The 16,427-nt window shown below is 68.5% G+C and carries 14 protein-coding genes; 2 read left to right on the top strand and 12 right to left on the bottom strand.

What is annotated here, in order from left to right; genetic code table 11:
* Positions 1–281 precede the first annotated feature (281 nt).
* Positions 282–1,595: a replication-associated recombination protein A gene (locus AC0KXF_RS01450; RefSeq protein ID WP_473107884.1), complete on the bottom strand. Its 1,314-nt coding sequence runs from the start codon at positions 1,593–1,595 to the stop codon at positions 282–284.
* A gap of 155 nt (positions 1,596–1,750) precedes the next feature.
* Here AC0KXF_RS01450 and AC0KXF_RS01455 point away from each other — a divergent pair, with 155 nt between their 5' ends.
* Entirely contained in the window at positions 1,751–2,986 is a 1,236-nt protein-coding gene (locus tag AC0KXF_RS01455) for a DUF349 domain-containing protein (protein ID WP_473107504.1), read from the top strand.
* Between the two features lie 104 nt (positions 2,987–3,090).
* On the top strand, positions 3,091–3,690 hold the full coding sequence (locus tag AC0KXF_RS01460; protein WP_473107505.1) for a hypothetical protein: 600 nt from the start codon (positions 3,091–3,093) through the stop codon (positions 3,688–3,690).
* Here the strand turns inward: AC0KXF_RS01460 and AC0KXF_RS01465 are convergent.
* The 11 genes from AC0KXF_RS01465 to AC0KXF_RS01515 all read right to left on the bottom strand — a co-directional run bounded on the left by AC0KXF_RS01465 (position 3,672) and on the right by AC0KXF_RS01515 (position 16,416).
* Positions 3,672–5,924 (bottom strand): RelA/SpoT family protein, encoded by a 2,253-nt coding sequence (locus tag AC0KXF_RS01465; RefSeq protein ID WP_473107506.1) that lies wholly within the window; start codon positions 5,922–5,924, stop codon positions 3,672–3,674. The genes AC0KXF_RS01460 and AC0KXF_RS01465 overlap by 19 nt on opposite strands.
* Positions 5,925–5,984: 60 nt before the next feature.
* Positions 5,985–7,016: a protein translocase subunit SecF gene (gene secF, locus AC0KXF_RS01470; RefSeq protein WP_473107507.1), complete on the bottom strand. Its 1,032-nt coding sequence runs from the start codon at positions 7,014–7,016 to the stop codon at positions 5,985–5,987.
* Between the two features lie 2 nt (positions 7,017–7,018).
* Complete coding sequence (secD, locus tag AC0KXF_RS01475) at positions 7,019–8,755, bottom strand: protein translocase subunit SecD (RefSeq protein ID WP_473107508.1); 1,737 nt, start codon at positions 8,753–8,755, stop codon at positions 7,019–7,021.
* Positions 8,756–8,820: 65 nt separating this feature from the next.
* A complete protein-coding gene (gene yajC / locus AC0KXF_RS01480; protein WP_473107509.1) occupies positions 8,821–9,276 on the bottom strand; it encodes a preprotein translocase subunit YajC in 456 nt (151 codons plus the stop codon).
* Between the two features lie 138 nt (positions 9,277–9,414).
* Complete coding sequence (gene ruvB, locus AC0KXF_RS01485) at positions 9,415–10,434, bottom strand: Holliday junction branch migration DNA helicase RuvB (RefSeq protein ID WP_223044043.1); 1,020 nt, start codon at positions 10,432–10,434, stop codon at positions 9,415–9,417.
* Positions 10,431–11,060 carry a Holliday junction branch migration protein RuvA gene (gene ruvA / locus AC0KXF_RS01490; protein WP_473107510.1) on the bottom strand — a complete coding sequence of 210 codons (630 nt, stop codon included), beginning with the start codon at positions 11,058–11,060 and terminating at the stop codon, positions 10,431–10,433. The genes ruvB and ruvA overlap by 4 nt, the downstream gene beginning before the upstream one ends.
* Positions 11,061–11,146: 86 nt before the next feature.
* Positions 11,147–12,919 (bottom strand): 2-isopropylmalate synthase, encoded by a 1,773-nt coding sequence (gene leuA / locus AC0KXF_RS01495; protein WP_473107511.1) that lies wholly within the window; start codon positions 12,917–12,919, stop codon positions 11,147–11,149.
* Positions 12,920–13,086: 167 nt separating this feature from the next.
* Complete coding sequence (gene era, locus AC0KXF_RS01500) at positions 13,087–14,061, bottom strand: GTPase Era (RefSeq protein WP_473107512.1); 975 nt, start codon at positions 14,059–14,061, stop codon at positions 13,087–13,089.
* The gene (locus tag AC0KXF_RS01505) at positions 14,058–14,954 is read right to left on the bottom strand and encodes a hemolysin family protein (RefSeq protein ID WP_473107513.1); all 897 of its coding nucleotides are present in this window, start codon (positions 14,952–14,954) and stop codon (positions 14,058–14,060) included. The genes era and AC0KXF_RS01505 overlap by 4 nt, the downstream gene beginning before the upstream one ends.
* Positions 14,951–15,415 (bottom strand): rRNA maturation RNase YbeY, encoded by a 465-nt coding sequence (gene ybeY, locus AC0KXF_RS01510; protein ID WP_473107514.1) that lies wholly within the window; start codon positions 15,413–15,415, stop codon positions 14,951–14,953. The genes AC0KXF_RS01505 and ybeY overlap by 4 nt, the downstream gene beginning before the upstream one ends.
* On the bottom strand, positions 15,412–16,416 hold the full coding sequence (locus AC0KXF_RS01515; RefSeq protein WP_473107515.1) for a PhoH family protein: 1,005 nt from the start codon (positions 16,414–16,416) through the stop codon (positions 15,412–15,414). Before AC0KXF_RS01515 ends, ybeY begins: the two co-directional genes overlap by 4 nt.
* Positions 16,417–16,427: the final 11 nt, after the last annotated feature.

Below are 16,427 nucleotides of genomic sequence, written 5' to 3' on the forward strand. Positions count from 1 at the left end.
GGGTCCTTTCGGGTTTCTGTGCTGTGCGGCCCGGGATCGAGCCGCATGTTCTCTCGGCCACGCTGCGCCCGCATTCACGCGCTCTCGCTCGCAATGCACGCGACGCAGCAAACCGTCTTCGGTGAGGGAACGACCAGTGCAGAAACCCGGCTACAGGGCGCCTGCCACCTGACTCTCCGCGCGCAGCCGAGCGCGGTAGCGGTGTTGGCCAGCGTCTAGCTTAGCAGATATCGGCGCAATACCGCCGCAGCCGATGCGTCGGCGCCCCTCCTCCGCCGCCGTCATCCGCGCGTGATGCGTCGGATCTTCTCGAGGCGATCGGACAGCTTGCGCTCGTGGCCGTGCTGAGTGGGCGAGTAGTAGACGCGGTCCACCAGCTCGTCCGGCAGATACTGCTGGCGCGAGACCCCGCGCGGGTCGCTGTGCGGATAGACGTAGCCCTTGCCGTGCCCGAGCCGCTTCGCGCCCGGATAATGGGCGTCGCGCAGGTGCTTCGGCACCAGGCCGAACCGCCCCGCCTTCACGTCTGCGATCGCGGTGTCGATCGCTGTGATCACCGCGTTCGACTTGGGCGCCGTGGCGATGTAGATGGTCGCCTCCGCCAGCGGGATCCTCGCCTCGGGCAGCCCGATGAGCTGCGTGGCCTCGGCGGCCGCGACCGCGATCGGCAGCGCCTGCGGATCCGCCAGCCCGACATCCTCCGCCGCGTGCACCATCAACCGCCGCGCGATGAAGCGCGGATCCTCCCCCGCTTCGATCATGCGCGCGAGATAGTGGATCGCCGCGTCGGGATCGGATCCCCGCAGGGACTTGATGAACGCGCTGATCACGTCGTAGTGCTGATCGCCGTTGCGGTCGTATCGCAGCAGCGCGCGGTCGACCGCGGTGGAGACGATATCGGGGGTCAGCTCGACCGGATCCTCCGCACCGTCACCCTCATCGCCCTCGTTCCCGTCGTCCGCGGATCGCGCGGCGAGCGCTGAGGCGGCCGAGGCCTCGAGGGCCGTGAGGGCGCGGCGCGCATCGCCCGAGGCGAGCTGCACGAGGGCGTCGAGCGCCTCTTCATCGGCCGCCACCTCGCCGCCGAGCCCGCGTGGATCTGCGATGGCGCGCTCGAGAAGCCTGCGCAGATCAGCGTCGTCCAGAGGCTCGAGCGTGAGGAGCAGCGAGCGCGAGAGCAGCGGGCTGATCACCGAGAACGAGGGGTTCTCGGTGGTGGCGGCGACGAGGGTGACCCACCCGTTCTCGACGCCCGGCAGCAGCGCATCCTGCTGCGCCTTGGTGAACCGGTGGATCTCGTCGAGGAACAGCACGGTCGCGATGTCGTAGAGATCCCGGTCGTTCAGCGCCCGCTCCATCACGGTGCGCACGTCCTTGATACCGGCGGTCACCGCGGAGAGCTCCACGAAGCGCCGACCGCTCGAGTGCGCGATCGCCTGCGCCAGCGTGGTCTTGCCCGTGCCCGGAGGCCCCCAGAGGATGACGGAGACGGCTCCTCCGCCGCCACCCGATTCCGAGGCGAGCGTACGCAGCGGCGACCCCGGGCGCAGCAGATGCTGCTGCCCCACGACCTCGTCGAGGGAGCGCGGTCTCATGCGGACCGCGAGGGGTGCCGTATGAGCGGGAGCAGCGTAGGTTTCCACGTTCCCAATGCTACCGAGCACCCCTGACAAACCCGGCTGTGGCATAGTGGAGGGGTCTATCCGTTACTGGTCGGCAAGCCGGCCCCACACGACAGGTGAGCAGAACCTTGAGCGAAGCGATCAACGAAACGCCCTGGGGCCGAGTCGACGACGACCGCACCGTCTACGTGCGCGAGGGCGACGGCGAACGCGTGGTCGGTTCGTTCCCCGACGGCACACCGGAGGAGGCCCTCGCCTACTTCACTCGCAAGTACGCCGATCTCGAGGGTCAGATCGTGCTGCTCGAGGCCCGCGTCGCCCGAGGCACCGCCGATGCGTCCGCCACCGACACGGTCGCGAAGCTGCGCGAGCAGCTCATCGAGCCCGCAGCTGTCGGCGATATCGCCGCACTGCGCGCTCGCGTCGAGAAGCTCGGCGAGAAGACCGCGGAGCTCGGCGAGAAGCAGCAGGCCGAGCGCGAGGCTGCGCGCCAGGAGGCACTCGCCAAGCGCGAGGCCATCGTCGCCGAGGCGGAGCGGCTCGCAGCTCAACCCGAGAACTCGATCCGGTGGAAGGACACGAGCCAGGCCTTCGAGCAGCTCTTCTCCGATTGGCAGTCGTCGCAGCGCAGCGGGCCGCAGATCCCGAAGTCGCAGGCCGACGCGCTGTGGAAGCGCTTCCGCACCGCGCGCCAGTCGTTCGACTCGGCCCGCCGCGCGCACTTCGCGCAGATGGACGCCAACAACAAGGACGTGAAGCAGCGCAAGGAGCGGATCATCGCCGCGGCCGAGGCGCTCGCCCCGAAGGGCGTCGAGGGCATCCCCGCATACCGTGCGCTGCTCGACGAGTGGAAGGCCGCCGGTCGCGCGAGCCGCAAGCTCGATGATCAGCTGTGGGCGCGCTTCAAGGCCGCCGGCGACGTGCTCTACGAGGCCAAGGCCGCCGAGGCCGCCCAGACCAACGAGGAGTACACCGCCAACCTCGTCGCCAAGCAGGCGCTGCTCGATGAGGCCGCTCCGATCCTCGAGCAGCGCGACCACGCAGCAGCACGCAAGGCGCTCACGGAGGTGCAGCTGCGCTGGGACGAGATCGGCCGAGTGCCGCGCGAGGCTCTGCGCGACATCGAGTCGCGTTTGCGCAAGATCGAGGATCATGTGAAGGGGCTCGAGGAAGAGCACTGGCGCAAGACCGATCCCGAGACGAAGGCCCGTAGCGAGGGGCTGCGCGGTCAGCTCGAATCCTCCATCGCCGAGCTCACCGAGCAGCTCGAAGCGGCTCGGGCGACGGGGGATGCGAAGGCGCAGGCCGACGTCGAGGAGAAGCTGGCCACGCAGCGGTCGTGGCTCGCGGCGATCGGCGACTGAGCGCGACTCGCTCACAGGCGACCGATCGGCCTGTGATGCGGCGAGTTATCCACATTCGACCCCGGGGACTGGTTTTTACGGTTCTCGGGGTCGAGCATTGAGACATGGCCGCACCGCTCAAGCCCGCACTCCCCCGATTCGACCGCTGGCCGGAGGCCGTGCAGTTCGCCGAGCATCTCCGAGGTACGCTGGTGCGCTGCGGGCCGGGCTTCCGCGGGGCGGGCTGGCCCGATACGCCGAGGGTTCGCGCCGCGGCGCTCGGCGCCTGGCTGACGCCCGACCGGATCGCCGTGCGGATGACCGCCGCATGGGTCTGGGGAGCCTGCCGCGAGCCCGGACGTCCACTGGAATTCTCGACCGTCGGGCGACGCCGCCCGACGCATCGCGGCACGGCTCCGGACATCGTGCTGCACCAGTTCGCCTATGCGGAGCCCGAGCTGCAGCGTCTGGACGAGGGTCTGGTCGTCACGACCCCTGAGCAGACCGCATGCGATCTACTCAGGGTCCCCGGCCCGTTCCCGCTGTCGTACCGCGTCGCAGTGCGGCTCCTCGGCTCTATGAGCGAGGGCGGCATCGAGACGATCCGCGAGCGGATCGCCAGCGGCCGACCGCAGTACCGCGCCACGGCCCTCGCCCGTCTCGACGACGCTGCGGGACCGCGGCCGCCCCATCATCGGCTCGGCGGTCAGTTGGTGATGCGATAGACGTCGTAGACGCCGTCGATGCGCCGAACGGCGCCCAACACGTGATCGAGATGAGTGGCGTTCGCCATTTCGAAGACGAACTTGCTGATCGCGAGACGCGAAGTGGAGGTGTTGACCGAGGCCGAGAGGATGTTGACGTGGTGCTCGGAGAGCACTCGGGTGATATCGGAGAGCAGGCCCGAACGGTCGAGGGCCTCGATCTGGATCTGCACGAGGAACAGGCTCTTCGAGGTCGGCGCCCACTCGACGTCGACCACGCGGTCCTGCTGCTCACGCAGGTTCAGGAAGTTGTGGCAGTCGACGCGGTGCACCGAGACTCCCTCGGACTTGGTGACGAACCCCTTGATCTCGTCGCCCGGAACCGGGGTGCAGCACTTCGCGAGCTTCGCGAGCACCCCGGACGCGCCCGTCACGACGACCCCGCTCGAATCGGAGACCTTGCTCGCGCGCGGCGCCTCGAGGATCGGCAGCGTCGCGAGCGCCGGCTCGGTGGAGGTCTGCTCGTCGAACACGAGCGCGGTGACCTTCTCGACCACAGACTGCGCCGAGACGTGCCCGGCCCCGACCGCAGCGTAGAGCGCGGTCACATCGGCGTACCGCAGCTGCAGCGCGACCTGCTGCAGCGCATCGGAGTTCATCACCTGATGCAGCGGGAGCGCCTGCTTGCGCAGCGCCTTGGTGATCTCGACCTTGCCGTTCTCCGCGTCCTCCTCGCGGCGCTCCTTGGTGAACCACTGGCGGATCTTGTTCTGCGCCCGCTTGCTCTTCACGAACTCGAGCCACGACTTGTTCGGGCCCGCGTTCGGGTCCTTCGAGGTGAACACCTCGACCACGTCGCCGTTCTGGAGCACGGTCTCCAGGGACACCAGGCGTCCGTTCACGCGAGCACCCATCGTGCGGTGCCCGACCTCGGTGTGCACGGCATAGGCGAAGTCCACCGGGGTGCCACCCGCCGGGAGGCCGATCACGCGGCCCTTCGGAGTGAAGACGTACACCTCTTTCGCGCCGATCTCGAAGCGCAGCGCGTCGAGGAACTCGCTGGGATCCTCCGTTTCGGCCTGCCAGTCCGAAATGTGGGCGAGCCACGCCATGTCGCTCGAGCCCGGGGCCTGCTGCCCCTGCTGCCGCTGCTTGTACTTCCAGTGCGCGGCCACGCCGTACTCGGCACGCTGGTGCATCTCGACCGTGCGGATCTGGATCTCCACCGCCCGGCCGTCGGGGCCGATCACCGTCGTGTGCAGCGACTGGTACAGATTGAACTTGGGGGTCGCGATGTAGTCCTTGAAACGGCCCGGGATCGGCGTCCATCGCGCGTGCACGGCGCCGAGAACGGCGTAGCAGTCGCGGATCGAGTTCACGAGCACCCTGATGCCGACCAGATCGTAGATGTCGTCGAAATCGCGGCCGCGCACCACCATCTTCTGGTAGATCGAGTAGAGCTCCTTCGGCCTGCCCGTCACCTCGCCGCGGATCTTCGCCTCGCGGAGATCGCTCTCGATCGAGCCGATCACGTTGCCGACGAGCTCGTCGCGCTGCGGGTTGCGCTGCGTCACCAGGTTCTCGATCTCGGCGTACAGCTTGGGCTTGAGCACCGCGAACGAGAGGTCCTCGAGCTCTGCCTTCAGCGATTGGATCCCGAGCCGGTGCGCGAGCGGAGCGTAGATCTCGATGGTCTCCTGCGCCTTGCGCTTGGCGGAGTCGCTCGGCACGAAGCCCCAGGTGCGCGCGTTGTGGAGGCGATCCGCGAGCTTGATCACCAGCACGCGGATGTCCTTCGACATCGCGACCACCATCTTGCGCACGGTCTCGGCCTGCGCGGAGTCTCCGTACTTGACCTTGTCGAGCTTGGTCACCCCGTCGACGAGCATGGCGATCTCCTCGCCGAACTCCTCGGTCAGTTGCTCGAGCGTGTACTCCGTGTCCTCGACGGTGTCGTGCAGCAGCGCCGCGGCGATGGCCACGGGGGCGACACCCAGCTCCGCGAGGATCTGGGCGACCGCGATCGGATGGGTGATGTAGGGCTCGCCGCTGCGGCGCTTCTGCCCGCGGTGCGCGCGCTCGGCGACCGTGTAAGCGCGCTCGATGACCGAGAGATCGGAGCGCGGATAGTTGGCGCGCACCGTGCGTATGAGCTGATCGACGGCACCGGGAGAGCTGCCTCGGGAGAAGACCCGCGGCACCAGTCTGCGCAGCGCTGTCGCACCGCTCTGTTGCGTGACGTCATTCGCGACCAAACTCAGACCTCCTCGAATGTTTGAACGTTACACCACGAGAGGTCATTCCCACGAACCGAGTCAGGCGTCGACCGCTGCCCCGTCCCGCTGCTCCTCCGAGCTCTGCTTCGTACCGCGCGCGCGGAGCACCTTCTCATCGTGCCGCTTGATGCCGGGCTCGCCCTCGCGCAGGTGCGCGTACGAGGGCGCAGCGATGAAGATGGTCGAGTAGGCGCCCACCAGGATGCCGATGAACAGGGCCAGCGAGATATCCCGCAGCGTCCCCGCGCCGAGCACGAACGCGCCGATGAAGAGGATCGAGGCGACGGGCAGCAGAGCGACGATCGAGGTGTTGATCGAGCGCACGAGCGTCTGGTTGATGCCGAGGTTGACCGACTCGGCGAAGGTGCGCCGATCGTTCAGCTCGCCAGGCGAGGTGTTCTCGCGGATCTTGTCGAACACCACCACCGTGTCGTAGAGCGAGTAGCCCAGGATGGTGAGGAAGCCGATCATCGCCGCGGGCGTGATCTCGAACCCGGAGATGCCGTAGACGCCCGCGGTGATCACGAGGTCGTGCAGCAGCGCGATGATGGCCGCGAGCGACATCTTCCAGGTGCGGAAGTAAATGGCCATCACCAGTGCGGCGAACAGCAGGAACACCACGAGCGCGATGACCGCCTGCTTGGTGATGTCCTGGCCCCAGGCGGGGCCGATGTAGGAGTAGGTGACCTCGTCTTCGGCGATGCCGTAGGCCTTGGCGAGGGCCGCGGTCACCTCGCGGTTCTCGGCATCGTCGAGGGCCTCGGTCTGCACGCGGATGTCGGTGGGGCCGACCTGCGCCACACGAGGCGCGGCCGAGGGCAGCACCTCCGCGACCGCGGCCTCGGCGATGGCGGGATCGCGATCCCCGTCCCCCGCGATGTGCGCCTGGAACTGGCTGCCGCCCGTGAACTCGATGCCGAAGGTGAAACCGCCGCGCAGCAGCGGGCCAAGCACGCAGAGCACGATCAGCACGATCGAGATCGTGTACCAGGTCTTGCGCTTGCCGACGAAGTCGATCGACTTCTCGCCGGTGTAGAGAGCGTTGCCGAATTCGGCGAATGAGCGAGCCATGCTTAGCTCTCCTTTCCGGTGGATGCGGATTCGAGGGCCACGCCCTGCTCCGCGGCCTTGCGCTCGGCGATGGTCTGGCGGCGTTCAGCCTCCTTCTGGCTGCGCGCGTTCCTCTTACCGGCGCCCTTGCCAGAGACGACGGGATCGCGGAACTGCGCTCGCCCGCGGTACACCGCGCCGAGGCGCTTCGGATCGAGCCCTGACGCCGGGTGGCCGGAGCGGTAGAAGCGGGTGCGGGCGAGCAGCGCCATCATCGGGTGGGTGAACAGGGCGACGACGAGCACGTCGACCAGGGTCGTGAGACCGAGGGTGAACGCGAAGCCCTTGACGTTGCCGACCGCGAGGATGAAGAGGATCACGGCCGCGAGGAAGTTCACGCCGTCGGATGCCAGCACGGTGCGGAAGGCGCGCTTCCACCCGTGCTCCACCGCGCTCTCGATGCTGAATCCGTCGCGCAGCGCGTCTCGGATGCGCTCGAAGTAGACGATGAACGAGTCGGCGGTGAAGCCGACCGCGACGATGATGCCGGCGACGCCTGCGAGGGAGAGGCGGTAGCCCTGACGCCACGAGAAGAATGTGAGCAGCAGATAGGTGAGCACCGCCGCAATCGCGAGGGATGCGATCGTGAGGGATCCGAGCGCCCGGTACTGGAAGACCGAGTAGACCACCACGAGCAGCAGACCGATGAGCCCCGCGAGCAGGCCCGCCTGCAGCTGGTTCGAGCCCAGCGTCGCCGAGATGTCCTCCTGGCTCTGCACCGTGAAGTCCATGGGCAGGGCGCCGAATTTGAGCTGGTCGGCGAGGGCCTGCGCGGATTCCTGGGTGAAGTTGCCGCTGATGGCGGGGCGCCCGTCGAGGATCTGCCCGTTCATGGTGGGCGCTGAGAGCACGCTGCCGTCGAGCACGAAGGCGAAGCGATTCTGAGGCTCGGCAGCCCCGTAGAGGCGGGTGCTGATCTTGCCGAACGCGTCGGCGCCCTTGCTGTTCATGGTGACGCGGACTTCCCACTCGCCCGTGCTCGCGCCGGTGTTCGTCGTGCCGATCTGGGCGACCGCATCGGTGATCACGTCGCCGCTCAGCTCGACCGGCCCGAGGATGTACTTCTCGACGCCGGTGTCGTCGCAGGTGATCAGCGGGCGGTCGGCGGGGGCGTCGCGCGTGTCGAGGGCTTCTTCGGAGTCGCAGGTGAACGCGTCGAACTGCTGCTGCAGGCCGGGGGTGATCCAGGCGGTGTCGCCGGCCTCCGTGGGCAGCGGATCGGGATCGACGTCGGTCGGTGGCGCTTCTTGCTCGGGCTCCGCCTCGGCCTCCTGACCCTCGCCGCCCTGCTGCGTGAGGTCGACGCCCATCCCGGCCGCGAGCACGGGCCGGAAGTCGAGCTTCGCAGACGCCTCGATGCGCTTCAGAGTGGCCTCATCGGCCTTTCCGGGGATCGCCACGGAGATGTGCTGGCCGCCCTGCGTCGTGATCTCCGCCTCGGAGACACCGGCCGCGTCGACGCGCTGGCGAATGATCGATACCGCCTGCTGCAGCTGGTCACCGCTCACCGCCTGACCGTCGGTCTGCTCGGCGGCGAGCAGGATCTGCGTGCCCCCCTGCAGGTCCAGCGCCAGTTTGGGCGTCCACGTCGCGTCACTGCGGAAGACGCCGTAGGTGATGAGCCCCGCAAGGCCGACGATCAGAACCAGGAGGAATACGAGGGAGCGACGAGCCCTCCGCACCGCGGGTGTGGACGCCAAGACTGACTGCTTTCTCTATGAGTGGAGTGGGAGATGCCGCGGTCCTCTTCCGCGGCCGTGACGGATCAGGCCCGGGGGGTCTGCCCGTCGGTCCGGTCGTCGCCCTCGGGGCGATCGGATCCGTCACCGGGCTCGGCCGCAGGGCCGGTCTCGTCGGCCGCGCTGTCGGGGGCGCCCTTCGCGAGTCGCTCGCCGAACTCGGGATCATCGTCGGGGGCGAAGGTGGGGCTGGTCGACTCGGCCTCGTCGGCGCCCTCGACCGGGGTCACGATCTGGGAGATCGCGTTGCGGTGCACGACGATGGTCGTGGTGCCGCTGCGCAGGGTCGCGCGGTTGTCCTCTTCGTCGATCGACTCGATGGTGCCGTAGATGCCCGACTGCAGCATCACCTCGGCGCCAGGACGCAGGCCGTTCTGGAGTTCCTGCATCGCGCGCTGACGCTTCTTGCCGTTGCGGAACATGAAGAAGATCAGAACTGCGATGAGTCCGAACATGAGAATGCTGATCGGGTCGAGAGCCACGAGAGTCCTTTCGCTGGAGCGGTTCCCGAGCGGAGCCGCGAGGCACAGATTGTATTAGCCTACCGTGCCGATGCTGAGAACCCATGACACAGCATCATTCGAGCCCGTCATTCGTGCGCGAGCAGAATGACGAATCGATCAGAGCAGCGTCGGAGCGCCGGCCGGAGCCGCAGGTGGCTCCATCCCGACGTGCTCCCACCCCAGGCGGGTCGCGACGCGCCCGCGGGGGGTGCGCGTGAGCAGACCGGCCCGGACGAGGAACGGCTCGACCACCGCCTCGATGGTCTCCGACTCCTCGCCGACCGAGACCGCGAGCGTCGAGAGGCCGACCGGTCCCCCGCCGAAGCGCTCGACGACGGCGCGCAGCACCTCGCGGTCCAGCCGGTCCAGGCCGTGCTGGTCCACATCGTAGAGAGCGAGCGCCGCCTGCACGCTGGGGGTGTCGCCGGGCGTCTCGTGCACGAGGCTGTAGTCGCGCACGCGGCGCAGCAGACGGTTGGCGATGCGGGGCGTACCCCTGGATCGCCGAGCGATCTCCTCCACGCCCTGATCGGACAGCGCGAAGTCGAGCAGGCGCGCCGCGCGCCTGACCACGCTCGCCAGCTCGTCGTCGGAGTAGAACTCCAGGTGCGCGGTGAAGCCGAAGCGGTCGCGCAGCGGGTTGGGCAGCAGACCCGCTCGGGTCGTGGCGCCGACGAGGGTGAACGGCGCCAGTTCGAGCGGCACCGAGGTGGCGCCGGCGCCCTTGCCGACCATGATGTCGACCTTGAAGTCTTCCATGGCGAGATAGAGCATCTCCTCGGCGCTGCGCGCCATGCGGTGGATCTCGTCCACGAACAGCACCTCGCCGGGGGTGAGCGCCGAGAGCACCGCGGCGAGGTCGCCGGCGTGCTGGATCGCGGGGCCGGAGGTCTGATGCAGCGGCGTGTCGAGTTCGGCAGCCACGATCATGGAGAGCGTGGTCTTACCGAGACCGGGCGGGCCCGCGAGCAGAATGTGGTCGGGGGTGTGCTGCCGCATGGTCGCGGCCTCGAGCAGCAGGCCCAGCTGGCGTCGCACCTTGGACTGTCCGACGAACTCCGACAGGGTCGACGGACGCAGCGCTCCCTCGTACCCCCGCTCCGACGGCGAGGCCTGGGGCGACAGCTCCCCCGTCATCGGCGAGCCCCCGTCGTACCGCCGCGAGCCGCCTGGAGCAGCGCCAGCGCCGCGCGCAGCAGGCCGGCGTGATCATCGGGCGCTCCGGCCTCCCGCGCGTCCTGCACCGCCTGACGCGCATCCGCATCGGACCAGCCGAGACCCACGAGCCCCTCGCTCACCGCGTCGGCCGCGAGCTGCGCCGGATCCTCCGTCGCGGTGGCCGAGGAATCGTCGTCGAGGGCGAGCGCGGGCAGCTTGCCAGCCAGTGAGACCACGATCAGCTTCGCGGTCTTCGGGCCAATGCCCGATACCTTGCGGAACGGCTTCTCGTCCTCCGCGGCGACGGCGCGGGCGATCTCGGCGGGGCTCAGCGCCGAAAGCACGCCGAGCGCGCTGCGAGGCCCCACCCCGGAGACCGCGATGAGGTGACCGAACACCTCCAGCTCGCTCTGCGTGGCGAAGCCGAACAGCGTGAGCGAGTCCTCGCGCACCACGAGCGACGTCTGCAGCGATACTTCTTCTCCCACCGGCGCCTGGGATACACGCCCGCTCGGCACCTCCACCCGCATACCGATCCCGCCGACACCCACGACGACCCAACCGGCACCGGATGCGAGCACGGGCCCGCCTATCGAAGCAATCACGCACCCAGCCTAGAGTGCACCTCCGACAGGCGGGCCCGCGCCACACCGATCATTCGAAGATATCTACGAACAATAGAGGAATCGGCTCAAGCGCCGACCGTCGCAGCCTCCGGCTGAGCCGCCCCGACCGCGCGTGCCGCCCGGTTCACCGCCGACACGATGGCCTTGAGGGTCGCGCGGGTCGTGTCGGGATCGATGCCGACACCCCACAGGCGCTGCCCGTCGACCTCGAGATCGACGTACGCCGCGGCGACCGCGTCGCCCCCCGAGCTCATGGCGTGCTCGACGTAGTCGAACAGCGTGACGGAGTGGCCGTTGTCGTTGATGCCGTTGATGAACGCGTCGATCGGACCGTTGCCGCGCGCCGTCAGTCGGTGCTCCCCCTCGCCGTCGCGGTAGTCGGCGGTGAGCTCGGTCACGCCGTCGCCCGCGCTCGTCGACGAGGTGCGGAACAGCTCGTAACGGCCCCAACGCTCGAACGAGGAGTCCGTGGTCGGCAGGTACTCGTCCTGGAAGATGCGCCAGATCTCGTCGCTCGAGACCTCGCCCCCCTCGGTATCCGTGAGCCCCTGCACCACGGCGCTGAACTCGATCTGCAGGCGGCGCGGCAGATCCAGGTTGTGATCGGTCTTGAGCAGGTAGGCGACGCCGCCCTTGCCCGACTGCGAGTTCACGCGGATCACGGCCTCGTACGACCGGCCCAGATCCTTGGGATCGACGGGCAGGTAGGGCACGGCCCACTCGATGTCGTCGACGGACTTGCCCACGGCCTCGGCGTCCTCGGCCATGCGTTCGAAGCCCTTCTTGATCGCGTCCTGGTGCGAGCCCGAGAACGCGGTGTAGACCAGGTCGCCGGCCCACGGGCTGCGCTCGGGCACCCGCAGCTGGTTGCAGTACTCGGCCGTGCGGCGTACCTCGTCGAGACGCGAGAAGTCGATCTGCGGATCGATGCCCTGGGTGAACAGGTTGATGCCCAGCGCGACCAGGTCGACGTTGCCCGTGCGCTCGCCGTTGCCGAAGAGGCAGCCCTCGATCCTGTCGGCCCCGGCCATGTAGCCGAGCTCGGCCGCCGCGACTGCGGTGCCGCGGTCGTTGTGGGGGTGCAGCGAGAGGATCACGTTCTCTCGGTGGTTCAGGTGCCGGCTCATCCACTCGATCGAATCGGCGTAGACGTTCGGCGTCGCCATCTCGACCGTCGCAGGCAGATTGATGATGACCTTGCGCTCCGGCGTCGGCTCGAGGATCTCGAGCACGTCGTTGCAGACCTCCACCGCGTACTCCAGTTCGGTGCCGGTGTACGACTCGGGCGAGTACTCGTAGTAGATCCGAGTGCCCTCGCAGATCGACTCGCTCTCGCGGCAGAGTTTGGCGCCGTCGAGGGCGATCTGCTTGATGCCGGCCCGATCCGAGCGGAAGACGACGTCGCGCTGCAGGATGCTGGTCGAGTTGTAGAGGTGCACGATCGCCTGCTTGGCGCCGATCAACGACTCGTAGGTGCGCTTGATCAGGTGGTCGCGGGCCTGGGTGAGCACCTGGATGGTCACGTCCTCGGGGATCGCGTCGTCCTCGATGAGCTGGCGCACGAAATCGAAGTCCGTCTGGCTCGCCGAGGGGAAGCCGACCTCGATCTCCTTGTAGCCCATCTTCACGAGCAGGTCGAACATGATCCGCTTGCGCTCGGGGCTCATCGGATCGATGAGCGCCTGGTTGCCATCGCGCAGGTCGACCGCGCACCAGCGCGGAGCCTCGGTGATGCGCTTGGTGGGCCAGGTGCGGTCGGGCAGATCGACCTTGATGATCTCGTGGTACGGGCGGTAGCGGTGGGCCGGCATACCAGAGGGCTGCTGCGTGTTCTTCATGGGCTCGAAAACTTTCTCGTCTGGGTCCTGGGTTCAGCCAACACGAAACTCCGCGACGAGGGAGGCCTGAAGTTTAGGACTCGTCGCGGCAGCTAAGGAGAAGCGAGCCGAACAGCATGAGGACACTATAGCACTGCCGCGCCGGGCGAGGATCGCGCACGGCGGGCTCAGAACCCCAGCCTGCCCAGCGCCTTCGGATCCCGCTGCCACTCCTTGAGCACCTTCACCCGCAGGGAGAGGTAGACCCGGCGCCCCAGCAGGGACTCGATCTCTCGCCGGGCGCGCTCCCCCACCTCGCGCAGGCGCGCTCCGCCCTTGCCGATCACGATGCCCTTCTGACTGTCGCGCTCGACGTAGATCGAGGCGTAGATCTCGAGCAGACCGAGCTCGCCCTCGCGAGCGGGCTCGCGCTCCTCGCGGTCGTCCACGGTCGCGGCCAGCGAGTGCGGCAGCTCCTCGCGAGCGCCCTCGAGCGCTGCTTCCCGGATCAGCTCGGCGATGCGGTCATCCTCGCCCTCGTCGGTGGTCGTCTCGTGCTCGTAGAGCGGCGGCGAGACGGGCATGAGACCGAGCAGCACGTCGCTCAGCACGTCGAGCTGCTCCCGCGTGATCGACGAGATCGGCACGACGGCGTCCCACTCGCGGAGCGCGCCGAGACGGGTGAGCTGGTCGATGATCTCCCCCTGCGAGGCCTCGTCGACCTTGGTGAGGACGGCGACCTTCTTGGCGCGCGGGAAGTCGTCGAGCCGCTCGTTGATGAAGCGGTCGCCTGGCCCCAGCTTCTCGTTCGCCGGCACGCAGAAGCCGATCACGTCGACGTCGCCGAGGGTGGTCTCGACGAGCGCGTTGAGACGCTCGCCGAGCAGCGTGCGGGGACGGTGAATCCCCGGGGTGTCGACGATGATGAGCTGACCGTCCGGGCGGTGCGCGATGCCGCGGATCGCCCGGCGGGTCGTCTGCGGTTTGGGGCTCGTGATGGCGATCTTCTCGCCCACGAGCGCGTTGGTGAGCGTCGACTTGCCGACGTTCGGCCGTCCCACGAACGAGACGAAGCCGGCGCGGAACTCGGGCTGTGCTGCCTCCCCGCTGCTCTCGGACTGCACGGATCCGGGATCCGCCCCCTCGGCTCGCTGCTCGCTCATTCGTCTTCCTCTTCCTCTTCGCGGCCCACCCAGCGGGCCTCGACCGTCAGCAGTCGCTGCCGTCTGCGCTCGGTGTCCGCCGCCGTCAACTCGATGCCCTCGACCGTCACGGTGTCCCCGGTCTCCGGGAGGCGGCCGAAGTGCTTCGACACCAGCCCGCCCACCGTGTCGACCTCGTCGTCCTCGAGATCGATGCCGAACAGCTCGCCCAGGTCCTCGACGGACAGCCGGGCGTTCACCAGGAACGACCCGTCCTCGCGCTGCGCCACGTCGGGTACCTCGCGGTCGTGCTCGTCGGCGATGTCGCCCAGCAGCTCCTCGATGAGGTCCTCGAGCGTCACGAGCCCCGAGATGCCACCGTACTCGTCGACCACCAGCGCGAGGTGGTTCGACTCGCGCTGCATCTGCCGCAGCAGCTTGTCGGCCGGCTGCAGCTCGGGCACGAACATCGCGGGCTTCATGATGCGGGTGACGCGCTCGACCTCGGCCTCCTCGGGACGGCGCAGCACGAACCCGCTCGCGTCGCGCAGGTAGGCGATCCCCGATACGTCATCGGGTCCACCGGTGACGACCGGCATGCGCGAGTGGCGGGAGGCGAGCAGCGCCTCGAGTGCCTCGCGCACCGATTGGCTCGCGTCGACGGTGATCATGTCGGTGCGGGGAACCATGAGCTCGCGCACGACGGTGTCGCCGAACTCGACGATCGAGTGGATGATGTCGCGGTCGTCGTCCTCGAGCAGATCCTGCTCGGCGGCCTGATCCACGATCGAGAGCAGCTGCTCCTCGTCGCGCACGCGGCCGCGACCGAGCGCGACGAGCGCCCCGATGCGCTTCGCCGTCGCGGAGAACCGATGCGGCAGTCGAACCGGACCGCTGGGAGGATCGGCGCTCACCTGCGGCCCCGCTCGCGCATGGCGAAGGAGAGCAGCAGATCGCGCTGCAGGCCGAACATCTCGGCCTCCTCGTCGGGGGTGGCGTGGTCGAAGCCGAGCAGGTGGAGCATGCCGTGCGTGAGCAGCACCGACATCTCCTGCTCGAGGTCGTGCCCCGCCGCGTCGGCCTGCACCTCGGCGACCTGCGGGCAGATGACGACGTCGCCCAGCAGCCCCGCGGGCGTCTGCGCATCGACCCGGCCCGGGCGCAGCTCGTCCATGGGGAAGCTGAGCACGTCGGTGGGTCCGGGTTCGTCCATCCACTGCACGTGCAGCTGCTCGATCGCCGCCTCGTCGACCATCACCACGCCGAGCTCCGTGTCGGGGTGCACGTGCAGGGACTCGAGCACGAACGCCGAGAGCCGCTGCAGCCGGGCCTCGTCGACGTCGATGCCCGACTCGTTGTTGATCTCGACGCTCACTCGGCGTCTCCCTTCTGCCTGGTCTGATCGTAGGCCGAATAGGCGTCGACGATGCGGCTGACCAGGTTGTGCCGCACGATATCGTCGGAGCCAAGCTCGGCGAAGTGGATGTCTTCGACGCCGCGCAGAATGCGATTCACCATGCGCAGCCCGCTCGCGGCGATCGGCAGGTCGATCTGCGTGATGTCGCCCGTCACCACCATCTTCGAGCCGTAACCGAGACGGGTGAGGAACATCTTCATCTGCTCGGGGGTCGTGTTCTGGGCCTCGTCGAGGATCACGAACGACTCGTTGAGGGTGCGCCCCCGCATGTAGGCGAGCGGCGCGACCTCGATGGTGCCGCTGGCGAGCAGCTTGGGTACGACCTCGGGATCCATCATCGAGCCCACGGCATCGAACAGCGGCCGCAGGTAGGGGTCAATCTTGTCCTCGAGCGTGCCGGGCAGATAGCCCAGCCGCTCGCCGGCCTCGACCGCGGGGCGGGTGAGGATGATCTTCGCGACCTCGCGCCGCTGCAGCGCCTGCACGGCCTTCGCCATCGCCAGATAGGTCTTGCCGGTGCCCGCCGGCCCGATCCCGAACACGATCGTGTGCTCGTCGATCGCGTCGACGTAGGCCCGCTGCCCGCGGGTCTGGGGCCGCACGGCGTGACCGCGCACCGTCAGGATCGGTTCGCTGAGCACCTGCGCAGCCGTGGGCCCGTTGCCCTCGTGCACCATTCGGGTGACCTCTTTCACGTCGTGTCGCGAGACGGCTCCGCTGAGCTTCGCGATCTGCAGTATCTCCTGCACCACCTGTTCGGCGGCGCGCACCTCGGCGGCCGGCCCGCGCAGCGTGAGCACCTGATCGCGGGCGTGGAACGCGACTCGCGGGTGCTGCACCTCGAGATCCGCGATGAGCTGGTCCCGGTGACCGAGGAACGAGGCGAGGTCGACGCCGGCCAGGAGCACGGTGCGCTGCAGCTCGGGTTCGCCGGCCGCCTGATCGTCAGTCGAGTTCACGGGCTCCCTCT

The organism is Leucobacter holotrichiae (assembly GCF_055791005.1).

What these genes read in the sequence shown, in the direction of transcription:
- AC0KXF_RS01450 (WP_473107884.1), bottom strand. Translation starts at nt 1,595, where the DNA reads ATGAGACCGCGCTCCCTCGACGAGGTCGTGGGGCAGCAGCATCTGCTG.
- AC0KXF_RS01460 (WP_473107505.1), top strand. Translation starts at nt 3,091, where the DNA reads ATGGCCGCACCGCTCAAGCCCGCACTCCCCCGATTCGACCGCTGGCCG.
- secF (WP_473107507.1), bottom strand. Translation starts at nt 7,016, where the DNA reads ATGGCTCGCTCATTCGCCGAATTCGGCAACGCTCTCTACACCGGCGAG.
- ruvB (WP_223044043.1), bottom strand. Translation starts at nt 10,434, where the DNA reads ATGACGGGGGAGCTGTCGCCCCAGGCCTCGCCGTCGGAGCGGGGGTAC.
- leuA (WP_473107511.1), bottom strand. Translation starts at nt 12,919, where the DNA reads ATGAAGAACACGCAGCAGCCCTCTGGTATGCCGGCCCACCGCTACCGC.
- era (WP_473107512.1), bottom strand. Translation starts at nt 14,061, where the DNA reads ATGAGCGAGCAGCGAGCCGAGGGGGCGGATCCCGGATCCGTGCAGTCC.